11 protein-coding genes and 1 tRNA gene are annotated in these 13,290 nt (G+C 68.4%); 9 read left to right on the forward strand and 3 right to left on the reverse strand.

Annotation, left to right across the window (positions count from 1 at the left end):
• Nucleotides 1–179: 179 nt before the first annotated feature.
• Nucleotides 180–1,421 (forward strand): ArsB/NhaD family transporter, encoded by a 1,242-nt coding sequence (locus RUR_RS15060; protein ID WP_283135646.1) that lies wholly within the window; start codon nt 180–182, stop codon nt 1,419–1,421.
• 537 nt (nt 1,422–1,958) lie between these two features.
• Here the strand turns inward: RUR_RS15060 and RUR_RS15065 are convergent.
• From RUR_RS15065 to RUR_RS15075, 3 genes are read right to left on the reverse strand one after another with little or no spacing between them, the layout of a single operon-like run.
• The gene (locus RUR_RS15065) at nt 1,959–2,810 is read right to left on the reverse strand and encodes an inositol monophosphatase family protein (protein ID WP_283135647.1); all 852 of its coding nucleotides are present in this window, start codon (nt 2,808–2,810) and stop codon (nt 1,959–1,961) included.
• Between the two features lie 16 nt (nt 2,811–2,826).
• Complete coding sequence (locus tag RUR_RS15070) at nt 2,827–3,459, reverse strand: hypothetical protein (protein ID WP_283135648.1); 633 nt, start codon at nt 3,457–3,459, stop codon at nt 2,827–2,829.
• Nucleotides 3,459–4,370: a hypothetical protein gene (locus RUR_RS15075; protein ID WP_283135649.1), complete on the reverse strand. Its 912-nt coding sequence runs from the start codon at nt 4,368–4,370 to the stop codon at nt 3,459–3,461. Before RUR_RS15075 ends, RUR_RS15070 begins: the two co-directional genes overlap by 1 nt.
• A 127-nt stretch (nt 4,371–4,497) precedes the next feature.
• Between RUR_RS15075 and RUR_RS15080 the strand changes: the two genes are divergently transcribed.
• The 8 genes from RUR_RS15080 to RUR_RS15115 all read left to right on the forward strand — a co-directional run bounded on the left by RUR_RS15080 (nt 4,498) and on the right by RUR_RS15115 (nt 13,230).
• Nucleotides 4,498–4,574 (forward strand) — tRNA-Met (locus RUR_RS15080).
• Between the two features lie 381 nt (nt 4,575–4,955).
• Nucleotides 4,956–5,132, forward strand: a complete 177-nt coding sequence (locus RUR_RS15085) for a hypothetical protein (RefSeq protein WP_283135650.1) — start codon at nt 4,956–4,958, stop codon at nt 5,130–5,132.
• A gap of 507 nt (nt 5,133–5,639) precedes the next feature.
• Complete coding sequence (locus RUR_RS15090; protein WP_283135719.1) at nt 5,640–6,572, forward strand: NAD(P)-dependent oxidoreductase; 933 nt, start codon at nt 5,640–5,642, stop codon at nt 6,570–6,572.
• 10 nt (nt 6,573–6,582) lie between these two features.
• Nucleotides 6,583–7,818, forward strand: coding sequence for a M24 family metallopeptidase (locus RUR_RS15095; protein WP_283135720.1), 1,236 nt, complete (start codon nt 6,583–6,585; stop codon nt 7,816–7,818).
• 67 nt (nt 7,819–7,885) lie between these two features.
• The gene (locus RUR_RS15100; RefSeq protein ID WP_283135721.1) at nt 7,886–9,286 is read left to right on the forward strand and encodes an NAD-dependent succinate-semialdehyde dehydrogenase; all 1,401 of its coding nucleotides are present in this window, start codon (nt 7,886–7,888) and stop codon (nt 9,284–9,286) included.
• Nucleotides 9,283–9,786 carry a VOC family protein gene (locus RUR_RS15105; protein WP_283135651.1) on the forward strand — a complete coding sequence of 168 codons (504 nt, stop codon included), beginning with the start codon at nt 9,283–9,285 and terminating at the stop codon, nt 9,784–9,786. Before RUR_RS15100 ends, RUR_RS15105 begins: the two co-directional genes overlap by 4 nt.
• Nucleotides 9,783–11,972, forward strand: coding sequence for an alpha-ketoacid dehydrogenase subunit alpha/beta (locus tag RUR_RS15110; protein ID WP_283135652.1), 2,190 nt, complete (start codon nt 9,783–9,785; stop codon nt 11,970–11,972). The genes RUR_RS15105 and RUR_RS15110 overlap by 4 nt, the downstream gene beginning before the upstream one ends.
• On the forward strand, nt 11,965–13,230 hold the full coding sequence (locus tag RUR_RS15115) for a 2-oxo acid dehydrogenase subunit E2 (RefSeq protein WP_283135653.1): 1,266 nt from the start codon (nt 11,965–11,967) through the stop codon (nt 13,228–13,230). The genes RUR_RS15110 and RUR_RS15115 overlap by 8 nt, the downstream gene beginning before the upstream one ends.
• Nucleotides 13,231–13,290: the final 60 nt, after the last annotated feature.

Genomic DNA, 13,290 nt, shown 5'->3' on the forward strand with positions numbered 1-13,290 from the left:
CCCACTGAGTGCTGCGGGCAGCCGGGCGAATGAGGGATTTAGGGGATTCCTCGGGTTTTGTGCTGGTGGCAGTAACCACGTAGTTCGGATATTTCAGGATTTTGTGGGTGGTGGGGAGAGTGGAGAGCCCCACGGTGACATGCGATCATGTCGGATGTGCCGAAGGAGGGCGGGGAACGGTGGACGGCGAGCAGGCGGCGGAACGCGCCGACCTCCCGGGCCGGGTTTCACCCCGGCTCAGGCTCCCGGCGTTCGGCGTCCTGGACTGGATCCGCGTCGGCCTGCTCGCCGCCGGGATCGGATGCGTCGTCACCGGCTTGCTTCCGGCGCGTGAGGCGGGGGAGAACCTCGGCCGGATCGCGCCGTTGCTGCTTTTCCTGGCCGCGATTATCGTCCTGGCCAAACTGACCAAGGAGGCACAGGTCTTCGACCTGATCGCCACCCGTGTCGCGATCCTCGGTCGCGGTAACTATGCCACCCTTTTTCTCCTATGCGTGGCATTCGCATCGTTAGTCACGATATTTCTGAATTTAGATACCACGGCGGTGCTGCTCACCCCGGTCATGCTCGCCCTCGCGCAGACCGCGCGCATCGCCGCGCTGCCCCTGGCCATGACCACGGTCTGGCTCGCCAACACCGCGAGCCTGCTCCTGCCCGTCTCCAACCTCACCAACCTCCTCGCCGCCGACCGGATCGACCTCGGCCCCACCGCGTTCGCCGCGCGGATGTGGGCAGCGCAGATCGCCGCCATCGCGGTGACCATGGTCTTCCTCTGGGTCTGCTACTGGCGGCGCGGGCGGCGCGGGGTGAGCCGTTACGAGCCGCCGGCCCCCGTCGCCGTCAAGGATCCGCTGCTGCTCTGGCCGGCCGCCGTGGCCTGCCTGGGCTTCATCGTCGCGATCCTCGCCGGGGTGGAGATCCATTGGGCGTCGGCCGCGGCGGCGCTGATCGTGGTGGCCTTCTTCGCCTGGCGGGGACGGGAGCGCCTCCGGCTCGACCTCGTCCCCTGGCAGCTGCTCATCTTCGTGACCGGGCTGTTCCTGGTCGTGCCGACGCTGAGCCGCCACGGCCTGGCCGAGGCGATGATCGCGCTGATCGGCACCGAGGGGAACGTCGCGGGGGAGTACCGTGCGGCCGCGGCCGGGGCGGGGCTCGCGAATCTGATCAACAACCTGCCCGCGTACACGGCCGGTGAGGCGGCGATCCCTCCGGCCAACGGAGACCAGCTGGTCGCGCTGCTGATCGGCACGAACGTCGGCTCCCTCGTCACCCCGTGGGCCTCGCTCGCCACGCTGCTCTGGTTCGAGTCCTGCGCGATCTACGGCGTCCGGGTCCCCCTCCGCCGCTTCATGCTCACCGGCGCGGCCCTCGCCCTGTGCGCCCTGGCCCTCACCGTGGCCGTGCTCCCGCTCACCGCGTGATCGTCTCGCCCCGAGTCGTCGTACGGCGCAAGCGTCGCCGTGAGCCTCGAACCGGGCCGCGACACTCCCGCACATCGTCCATCTGATCGTTTCGTCCATCTGATCGTTGTGATGTGTGGTCCGTGGCGGGTGCGGACAGCGCGACGATCATGAGCTGTCGGGGGTACGGGCTGCGCCGGGTCGGTCGTGGTGGTGTTCTTCGGGTTTGGGCGGTGGCGTTCCGGCCCTGGTGTCGTCGGGTGATCGTTGTGATGTGTGGTCCGTGGGGGGTGCGGACAGCGCGACGATCATGAGCTGTCGGGGGTACGGGCTGCGCCGGGTTGGTCGTGGTGGTGTTCTTCGGGTTTGGGCGGTGGCGTTCCGGCCCTGGTGTCGTCGGGTGATCGTTGTGATGTGTGGTCCGTGGGGGGTGCGGACAGCGCGACGATCACCCGGCGGGGGCGCGGGACCGTACCGCGTGCGCGTCGGCGTGGCCTTGACCGGGTTTGTGGTGTTTCGCCTACGGCGTGGAGTCGGGGCCGCCAGGCCGTGCACACGTCAGGGGCTGAAAAGTTCCTCAAGCCGGCCCTGTACGGCGTGCGCGGTCTTGACCTGGGTGAGGAGGTCGTCGATGAGCTCGGGGTGACCGGCGACGAAGCTTCGCTCCGCCGAGGTGGGGTCGAGCCACTCGTCGTAGGGGGTGCCGTCGAGGTTGCGGACGGCCATCCCGGCTTCCTGGGCGATGAGCATCCCGGCCGGCAGGTCCACGATGCCGGCCCGATATCCGATGAATCCGTCGATGTCGCCACGGGCGAGCATGGCCCAGGACATCAGCGGCGCCCAGAGCTGGTAGAGCCGCCGGGAGCCCTGCATCAAGATCATTTTAAGGGCGCGGGCCGTGCCGTCGTCCTTGTGCACGGTGTGCCCCTGGGTCCAGGCGATGTTGGGGCCGTGCCGCGCCGGGACGTAGGGGGCACGGCGGGCGGTTCCCGTCGGGCCGAGCGCCCCCTCGCCCCGGACGGCCGACCAGGTCTCGCCGTTCTCCGGGTCGTACACGACCCCGACGATCGGGACGCCGTCCTCGCAGAGGCAGATCCCCACAACGTAGATCGGGAGTTTCACCGCGAAGTTGTTGGTGCCGTCCAGGGGGTCGACCAGCCAGGTCCACCGGTCGTCGGCGGCGTCCAGGACGCCCGACTCCTCGGCGACGATCCGATGGCCGGGGAAGTCGCGGCGGATCCGCGAGATGATCAGGTCTTCCGACCTGCGGTCCAGGTCGGTGACGAGGTCTCCCGCCGTGCCCTTGGCCTGGATGTCGAAGTGTTTGCGGCGTCCTTCGAGGAGGAGGTGCCCTGCCGCCTCGGCGGCCTCCACCGCCACCTGTCGTGCGTGTCCGGTGTCCAACCGCATCCCCGTGCCTCCTAGTTCACTGCTTCCGGAGCCATCTCATGATCATTTTTATGGTGACGAGGGTTTCCTCGGGATGATCGCGCAGGCGCCGTACCCGATGCGGTGAAACGTCGGGATCGCCGAGCGACAGATCCACCGTGCCCGGCCGACCCTGGCCCAAGGCGAGGGTGACCGCGGTCCCCTCGACCTCAGTGGTATGAAATCTCCCGGTGGGGAGGGAATATGTGTCGCCCGCTCGATGGATCTCCGATCCGGCGAGCCGACATGACACCAAGCGCTCGGTGGGGCGGATTTCGTCCTCGTCGGCGCCACTGATCACCTCGAAGAGACGGTACGGCCCCTCCGGGGCGTCGACGATGTGGAAGAGGTTGTTGCGGAGCTCTCCGTACAGCACGTGACTGAGCAGGTCCCAGCTGTGCGCGTGCACCGGGGAGGTGGTCGGCTCGATCTCGGGGAGCGACGGGCTCCACAGATGCACACAGACCCCGTCCTCGCCGGAACGTTCGATCGGCAGGCAGAGAAAGCCCAGCGGATGCCGTACCGCGGCGATCTCCAGGCGCTTGCCCAGCACGATCTCCTCCAGCACGGCCGTCGTCCACTGCGACGCGGTGCCCCGGCGGATCGCCTCCTCGGCGCGGGTGAGATCCATTATCGGTAGGGGTTTCTGGGATGCCGGGCCTTTCGGATGATCTCGGTGATGTCCCGGTTCGTCATGGTCGCAGGGAGATCGAGGTTGACGGCGGCGAAGAGCTTGCGCGTCTCCTCGACCGTCGGCTCCTCGCTGAGCGGTACGGCGTCCGCCTGGTCGAGCGGGATCCGGCGGGCCTGCTTGAAGCTGGCCACCAGCTCCCGGCTGTACGCCCGGAAGTGTGGTTTGCCCGCCTCGAACATGAGCGAGGGGCTCGTCCCGTCCTCCTGGGTCATGATGATCCGGGAGGCCGACATGTCCCAGCGGAACGTCGTCATCACCGTGGAGAGACCCACCTCCACCTCCAGAAAGGTGAAACGTCGGCGATACCAGCACGCCGCCAGGACCGTGGCGTACGACTCCTTGCGGGTCCGGTCGAAGGTCCACGGCTCGCCCGTGCCGTCCGGCCCCGGTGCCAGCGAGGACCGGAACTGGGCGTACGCGTTGCACAGCACCTCGTTGGCCGGATCGATGATCTCGATCTGCATGCGGAGCGGACGCTTCTCCGACTGGGCGATTTTGATGCACTCCGGGAAGGTGACCGCGCGGAGATAAGTGCCGGTTCCGCCCTTGAAATTCCAGTAGTGCGTGTCGTTTCGCCCCTCGGCGAGAGCCCGTCCCACCTCGGACCCGTTCAACAACCGGACCGCCGCCGTGGCGTTCACCGCCCGCGCCGTGGCGTTCCGATCCCGCAGGACCGCCACCGCCAGGAGGGCGAGCACCAGCAGCGTCGCCTCCTCCATGTAGTCCATCTTGAGGTCGACGGCGTTGCTGAACACGTCGATAAGGGAGATGAGAGCCGCCGCGACCGCGGCCACCAAGGCGAGCGCACCGTCGGCGTTGCGGATGACCCATCGTGTGAAGCGCGCCACACGATCAGGGTAACCAAAAGGTAATAGGCCGACCATCCCTACCGCGGTGAGGTCGCCGGACACGGCGGTGCGCGATTTGATTTGCCAGCCGGGCATGGAGCGGGATAATCTTGGGGAACACAAGCGACGCGGGGTGGAGCAGTTCGGTAGCTCGCTGGGCTCATAACCCAGAGGTCGCAGGTTCAAATCCTGCCCCCGCTACCAAGTTGGTTTTGCTACTCAAAAGCCGCCCTTCGGGGCGGCTTTTTTCGCTTCTTACTTGTTCGCAATTTTTTTCCAGGGGGCGACCCCTGGAACCCCGGTGCGACGGCTTCGCCGTCGCCGGGGAGGTGGTTTCGGTTCGGGGGCGACCCCTGGGATCCCGGTATGGCGGTTTCGCCGTCGCCGGGGAGGTGGTTTCGGTTCGGGGGCGGTTCCTGGGATCCCGGTATGGCGGTTTCGCCGTCGCCGGGGAGGTGGTTTCGGTTCGGGGGCGGTTCCTGGAGTCCCCGGTGCGGCGGTTTCGCCGCAGAGGGCCTGAGGCTTAGGGGTTATCAGCTTCTTGTGGCTCCCTCCGCCCACGATGTCACGGTACAGGCTGGGATCTTGGAGCTCCTGCGCGGCCTCCGGCGGCGACTCGACTTGGCGGATGTGTTCGTCACCCACGACCCCGGGGTCGTACGTCAGATCGCGGAGCGGGCGGCGGTGATGTGCCTGGGACGGATCGTCAAGATCGGCATGGTCGGCGAGGTCCTGTCCCGGCCGGCGCATCCCTATGCGTAGGCACCTGTCTCGGGGGCCGTACCGGACCCGGCGGTGGAGCGCATGCGCAATCGGATCTTCCTGGACGGAGAGAGCCCGGCCGGCCTCGGTCCCGCCGCCCGGCTGCCGCTTCCAGGTCCCGTGTCCGCTGCGACGGACGCTCGGTGAGTCTGACCAGGCCCGGTGCCGTGAGGGGCAGGAGTCCGAGCGGAGCGAGAGTGGCATGCCATCTCTCTGCTCTGGGGTGGAAGGTGCAAACGATTGTGACACCATTAGTACGTGCTTGACGTGGGTATTTGCAAGACCGTACAGTTTGCACACTGCAAAGGTTTGCACATCCGGGAGGCCTGATGTACCTGAGGATTCGGCTCGCTGACGTATTCGATCATCGAATCCTCGACGTCAACGCCGTCGACCTCCTGGGGCTCAGCCGGAGCTGATCCGCGCCGTCCGGACCGGCGTTCGATGGTCCGGATTTTTTTCAGACAAGAGAGCAAACGATTGCAAAGGAATGGACCAGTGACCGACATGTCGCTGAACGTCGGCTGGATCGGATGCGGTCGCATGGGCGCCGCGATGGCCGGACGGCTACTGGAGGCCGGGTTCCCGCTCACCGCTTGGAACCGCACGCGGTCGAAGGCCGAGGCGCTGGTGCCGCGTGGCGCAGCCGTCGCGGACACCATCGCCGACCTGCGAGGCCAGGACGTCGTGTTCACGATGGTCTCCACGTCGGCGGACCTCACCCAGGTGCTGCTGGGCGAGGACGGATTGCTCGTCGCCGGCGAGAACGTTCCCTCCGTCGTCGTCGACTGTTCCACGGTGTCGATCGAGGCCTCGGCGGAGGTCCGAGCGGCTTGCGAGAAGCGGGGCGTGGCGTTTCTTGCCGCCCCGGTCAGCGGCAACGGAAAGGTCGCCGAGACGGGGGGACTGACCCTGGTCGCCTCCGGCCCGCGGGCCACCTACGACCGGGTTGAGGCACTGCTGGCGGCCATCGGCAAGGGTGTCACCTACGCCGGCGAGGGGGAGTGCGCCCGACTGGTCAAGATCGCGCACAATCTGTTCCTCGGTGTCGTGACGCAGTCGCTGGCCGAGATCACGGTTCTCGCGGAGAAGGGCGGAGTCTCGCGCGCCGCTTTCTTGGAGTTCCTCAACGAGAGCGTGCTGGGCTCGGTCTTCACCCGCTACAAGACGCCGGCATTCGTCAATCTTGACTACACCCCCACGTTCACGCCCGTCTTGCTGCGCAAGGACTTCGATCTCGGTCTCGCGGCTGCCCGGAGCCTTGACGTGCCGATGCCGCTCGCGGCCCAGACCGCGCAGCTGGTGCAGGCCTCGGTGGGCAGCGGCCGGATCGACGAGGACTTCGCGATCTTGCTCGATCTGCAGGCCGCGGCCTCCGGGATGGTCCTGGAGTCGGAGAACGCCGACGTCACCGACGGCCTCGGTCCGGCTGGGGAGTGAACCGGTGACCATGCAATCGCTCCCCGCGCCCGGGCATCGGGGCGTCGACTTCGAGACCCGGGTCGACTTCGACCGGCTCCGGTCCTACCGGCTGGCCCGGGCCCGGCAGGTGCTTGAGGCCGGTGAGTGCGGTGCCTTCCTGCTCTTCGACGCCTACAACATCCGCTACACGACGCAGACGTGGATCGGCGGTGCGCTGCCGGACAAGATGACCCGCTATGCGCTGCTGACCCGGGGCGGTGACCCGATGTTGTGGGACTTCGGCTCCGCCGCGCGACACCACCGGCTCTTCGCGCCCTGGCTCAAGCCGGAGGACTGCCATGCCGGGATGCTCGGCCTGCGTGGGGCGATCGCTCCGTCTGCCGGTCTGATGGAGGACGCGGTCCGCCAGATCAAGGGCCTGCTGGTCGACGTCGGCCTCGCCGACGCCCCGGTGGGCGTCGACATCGTCGAACCGCCGTTCCTCTTCGAGATGCAGCGGCAGGGACTGCATGTGGTCGACGCCCAGCAGCTGATGCTGGACGCGCGGCAGATCAAGTCGACCGACGAGATCATGCTGCTGACCCAGGCCGCCGCGATGGTGGACGGTGTCTACCAGGACATCGTCGAGGCGCTCAAGCCAGGTGTGCGGGAGAACGAGATCGTCGCGCTCGCCAACAAGCGGCTCTACGAGATGGGGTCGGAGCAGGTTGAGGCGATCAACGCCGTCTCCGGCGAGCGGTGCAATCCGCATCCGCACAACTTCACGGACCGGATCATCCGGCCAGGCGACCAGGCGTTCTTCGACGTCATCCACGCTTTCAACGGCTATCGGACCTGCTACTACCGCACCTTCAGTGTCGGGAGCGCCACCGACGCCCAGCGCGGCGCCTACACCCGGGCCCGGGAGTGGATGGATGCGGCCATCGAGATGATCAGGCCGGGTGTGGGGACCGACGAGGTCGCCCTCGTCTGGCCGGCCGCGACCGACTTCGGGTTCGCCGACGAGATGGCCGCCTTCGGGCTGCAGTTCGGCCACGGGCTCGGCCTGGGCCTGCACGAGCGCCCGATCATCTCCAGGCTGAACAGTCTTCGAGAGCCGGTGGAGCTCCAGCCGGGCATGGTGTTCGCGCTGGAGACGTACTGCCCGGCCGATGACGGACACTCGGCGGCCCGCATCGAGGAGGAGGTCGTGGTGACCGAAGACGGGTGCCGTCTCCTCACCCTGTTCCCGGCGCAGGAACTCTTCATCGCCAATCCATACTGACCCACCCACACCTGTCTCAGTCAGGGAGCTCGACGTGAACCCGCCCACTGACCTCTTCATCAACGGCATGTTCCGACCGGCCCGCAGTGGGAGCCGGTTCGACGTGCTCGACCCCGCGACGATCGATGTCATCGCCTCGGTCGCCGACGCATCGGTCGATGACGCGATGCTCGCGGTGGATGCCGCGGAGGCGGCGGCCGCAGCGTGGGCGGCGGCGCCGCCACGGGAGCGCAGCCGCATCCTCCTACGCGCCTACGACCTGTTGACCGCGAGATCGGAGGAGATCGCCCGACTGATCTCATTGGAGAACGGGAAGGCGATGGCGGATGCGCGAGGCGAGGTCGCCTACGCGGCGGAGTTCTTCCGGTGGTACGGCGAGGAGGCCGTCCGCGGTTCCGGAACGGTGTCCACGGCTCCTTCCGGTGGCAACAAGATCCTGGTTCTTCGCCGGCCTGTCGGCATCTGCGTCCTGGTGACACCGTGGAACTTCCCGGCCGCGATGGCGACCCGCAAGATCGGGCCCGCGCTGGCCGCGGGATGCACGGTGGTGCTCAAGCCGGCCGGCGACACTCCCCTGACCGCGCTGGCGATCGCCGAGATTCTGGCCGAGGCCGGGATTCCGGCCGGCGTCGTCAACGTGCTGCCCTCACGGAGCTCAGGTCGCATCGTCTCGGCGATGCTCCATGATCCGCGGGTGCGGAAGGTGTCCTTCACCGGTTCCACCGAGGTCGGTCGGATCCTGCTCCACGAGGCCGCCGACAACGTCCTCAACACCTCGATGGAACTCGGCGGCAACGCGCCTTTCCTGGTCTTCGCCGATGCCGATCTGGAGGCGGCCGTCGACGGGGCGATGGTCGCCAAGATGCGCAACGCCGGATCGGCGTGCACCGCGGCCAATCGGTTCTACGTCGAGCAGTCGGTCGCCGACGACTTCGCCACCCGGCTCGCCGCACGGATGAAGGCGCTCCGGGTCGGCCCCGGAACCGATGACGCCTCCGAGGTGGGACCGCTCGTCAACGAGGAGACCGTGCGCAAGGTCGAGGAGCTGGTGCGGGACGCCGTGGCCAGCGGCGCCAGGGTGGTCACCGGCGGCGCCAGGCCGGACCGGGTGGGCTGCTACTACGAGCCGACCGTGCTGACCGACGTCCGCGCCGATGCGCCCATCCTCCGTGAGGAGATCTTCGGGCCGGTCGCACCCATCGTCACCTTCACCGACGAGGCGGAGGCGATCGCCTGGGCGAACGACACCGAGTACGGACTCGTCTCCTACGTCTTCACCGGCGACCTCGCCCGCGGCCTGCGGGTCGGCGAGGCATTGGAGTCCGGAATGGTCGGCCTCAACCGAGGCATCGTCAGCGACCCGGCCGCGCCGTTCGGCGGCGTCAAGCAGAGCGGCATCGGGCGCGAGGGCGGCCACGAGGGGATGCTCGACTACCTGGAGTCCAAGTACGTGGCGGTGCAGTGGTGAGCGGGTCCGGTCTGCCCGGCCTGCGGGGCGTCGACCACATCGGGATCACGGTGCCCGACCTCGACGCGGCGTGCGGTTGGCTGATCGAGGTGCTCGGGTGCGAACACCTCTACACGCTGGGCCCGTACCGGGACGACACGGGGAACTGGATGAACGACCATCTCGGTGTGCATCCCCGGGCGGTGATGGAGCAGCTGCGGTTGCTGCGCTGCGGCGACGTCACCCTGGAGGTGTTCCGGTACGCCGCGCCGGACCAGCGCCGCGAGGTGCCCCGCAACAGCGACATGGGTGGCCACCACATCGCACTGTACGTCGAGGACCTCGACCTGGCCCTCGCCCACCTGCACGCTCACGGCGTCGAGGTCCTCGGGGAACCGACCGCGAGCAGCGGACCGAGCGAGGGGCAGCGGTGGGTGTACTTCCGCGCGCCGTGGGGGCTGCAGATGGAACTCGTGTCCTACCCCAACGGCAAGGCGTTCGAGCGCGAGGAGCGGCGATGACCACGCGGGAACAGCTCACTCCGGCGGTGGAGTGGGTCCGGCTGTCGACGACCCAGGCCGACTGGGACGCCGCCGATGCGGGACTCCTCCGCCGGATGCTCGACCAGATGGTGCTGATCCGCACGTTCGAGGAGTACGTCCTCGACCTCTCCGCCGTCGGCCTGACCCACGGTCCGGTGCACTCCAGCATCGGCCAGGAGGCCGGAGCGGTGGGCAGCGTCCTCGCGCTGCGGAGCACCGACACCGTCAACGGGTCGCACCGCGGCCACCACCAGTTCCTGGCCAAGGTCGTCAACCACCTCTCGCCCGATCTCGACCTGCTCCAGCCGATCGGCGAGGACCTCCGTGAGGCCCTGCTGCGGACGCTGGCCGAGATCTGCGGACTCGCCCGCGGCTTCAGCGGCGGTCGCGGAGGCTCCATGCACCTCCAGTGGCTTCCGGCCGGTGCCACCGGCACCAATGCGATCGTCGGCGGCGGTGTGCCGATCGCCGGCGGCTACGCCTGGGCGCACCGCTTCGCCGCCACGACCGATGTGTCCGTGACCTACTTCGGGGACGGGGCCGTCAACATCGGTTCCACGCTGGAGACGATGAACCTGGCCGGTGCCTGGCGCCTCCCCTTGTGCTTCTTCATCGAGAACAACCGGTACGCCGTCTCGACCCACGTCGACGAGGCCACCGCGGAGCCACGCCTGTCGGCGCGGGGGCTCGGATTCGGTGTGGCCAGCTGGAAGGTCGACGGGATGGACCCGCTGGCGGTGTACCTGACCACCCGCGCAGCGGTCGAGCACATGCGTGGCGGAGCGGGTCCGACGGTCATCGAGGCCGACGTCTACCGCTACTTCCACCAGAACGGCGGCTTCCCCGGCAGCGCGTTCGGCTACCGCTCGAAGGACGAGGAGGCGGCCTGGCGGGCCCGGGACCCGATCGCCGCCGTATCCCGTCACCTCATCCGTCGCGGCATCCTGTCGCAGGAAGAGGTCTCGTCCGTGACCGCGGCAGCCAAGGTCCTGATGGCCGAGGTGGGCGACGTGCTCCTCGAGCCGGTCCCCGGGGGCAAGCCCGGTCAGAAGCGGATCAAGCCATCTGAATGGCCTGACGCCGCCTTCGCCGAGGTCGGCATCCGCGGTGACCTGTCCGAATTCGCCGACGCCCGCATCGAAGACACCGACACCTTCGCCGGACCGGTCGAGGACCAGAAGTTCATCACCGCGGTAGCCCGGGTGATGCATCGGCGGATGACGACCGATCCCGGCATCGTGGTGATGGGCGAGGACGTCCACCGCCTCAACGGCGGCACGAACGGTGCCACCCGGGGGCTCCCCGAGGACTTTCCCGATCGCGTGCTCGGCACCCCCATCAGCGAGAACGCCTTCGCCGGACTCGGCGGCGGGATCGCCCTGGACGGCCGGTTCCGCCCCGTCGTGGAGTTCATGTACGCCGACTTCATGTGGGTCGCGGCAGATCAGTTGTTCAACCAGATCGGCAAGGCCAGGCACATGTTCGGCGGCCGGTCGGACGTGCCGTTCGTGCTGCGCAGCAAGGTCGCCATGGGTACCGGCTACGGTTCCCAGCACTCGATGGACCCGGCCGGCGTCTTCGCGACCAATCCCGGCTGGCGGATCGTGGCGCCGTCGACTCCGTTCGACTACGTCGGCCTCATGAACGCGGCACTGCGCTGCAAGGACCCGGTGGTCGTCCTTGAGCACGTCGACCTTTACACCAGCATCGGTCCGGCACCGGTCGACGATCTCGACTACTGCCTGCCGGTGGGAAAGGCGGCGGTGCGGCGTCCTGGATCGGACCTGACGATTCTCACCTACCTCCAGATGACCAACTTCGTCCTCGACGCCGTTGAACGGACCGGGGTGGACGCGGAGGTGATCGATCTGCGCTGGCTCGACCGCGCCAGCATCGACTGGGACACCATCGGCCGCAGTGTCGAGAAGACGAACCACGTGCTGATCGCCGAGCAGGGACCCCGCGGAACCTCTTACGGCGGCTGGCTCGCCGACGAGATCCAACGCAGGTTCTTCGACCACCTCGACGCGCCGATCGAGCGAGTCACCGGGGGCGAGGCCTCGCCCAGCATCAGCAAGGTGCTGGAGCGAGCCGCGATCGCCCAGACCGCCGAGGTCGTCGCGGCGATTGAGGCACTGACCGCTGAGGAGTCGTCCGATGGCTGAGCTGATGCGGATGCCGGAGGTGTTCGCGAACTCCACCGAGGCGGTTCTCGCCTCCTGGTTGGTGGAGGTCGGGGTGGCCTTCGACGCCGGTGACGCCATCGCGACGGTCGAGACGGAGAAGGCCGTCGTCGACGTGGAGGCGGAGCGGGGCGGCTGCCTGCTCAGGCTGCTGGTCGCCGGTGGCACGTCCGTGGACGTCGGCGCCCCGATCGCGGTCGTCGGCTCACCGGGTGAGGACGTTCCGGACCTGGCGTCGCTCGGCCTGGACGGCGGGGCGCTCCCGGCGGAGCCGACCGAGTCCGTGTCCGGGCCGCAGGAGATGACCACGGGGCGGACCGCACCGGAGCCGCCCCGACGGGTGTTCGCGAGTCCGCTCGCACGCCGGCTCGCGGCCGAGCACGGGCTTGGCATCGAGGAGATTTCCGGCACGGGTCCACGGGGTCGGATCCGTCGCCGCGATGTCGATGCGGCGATCGCGACCAGGGCGCTCGCCGCCGGGCCGCCCGCGTCGGCACCGGTCCAGGGCGACGCCCGCGACGCCGGCGACGAGGTGGGCAACGGTGTGCAGGACCACGCCGGCGACTACGTGGACGAGCCCCACACGCGGGTACGGCGCGTGATCGCACGGCGGCTGACCGAGAGCAAGCGGCAGGTGCCCCACTTCTACCTGCGTGCCTCATGCCGCGTCGACCGACTCCTCGCGCTCCGCGCCGACATCAATCGGCACGCCTCCACGCGGGTGTCGGTCAACGACCTCGTGATCAAGGCGGCGGCGCGGGCGCACATCCTGGTTCCGGAGCAGAATGTGATCTGGACCGACGCCGCGCTCCGGCGCTTCTCGAGTGTCGACATCGCCGTCGCGATCGCCTCATCGCGAGGCCTGGTGACTCCCGTCGTCCGATCCGTCGAAAGTCTCTCCGTCGCAGGGGTGGCGGCCGCCGTACGGGACCTGCGCAAGCGAGCCGACTCGGGTGCCCTGCGCCAACACGAGCTTGAGGGAGGCACGATGAGCGTCTCCAACCTCGGTATGTTCGGCACCGAGGAGTTCGCCGCCATCCTCAATCCGCCGCAGGCCGGCATCCTGGCGGTCGGCGCGATCCGGGATGAGCCCGTGGCCCAGGACGGCACGGTGCGGGTCGCCTCGGTGATGACGGTGACGCTCTCGGCCGACCATCGTGCCGTGGACGGCGCGGACGCGGCGAGATGGCTCTCGGCTTTCGTGCGGGTGATCGAGGATCCGATCCAGTTGCTCATCTGAGCGGACCTTGGCGTGGCAGCCCGTTCCAGGTGGCAACCTTCGGGAGAACAGAACCAATCA

This window comes from Rhizohabitans arisaemae (assembly GCF_025996515.1).
In the GTDB taxonomy this organism is placed as follows: domain Bacteria; phylum Actinomycetota; class Actinomycetes; order Streptosporangiales; family Streptosporangiaceae; genus Rhizohabitans; species Rhizohabitans arisaemae.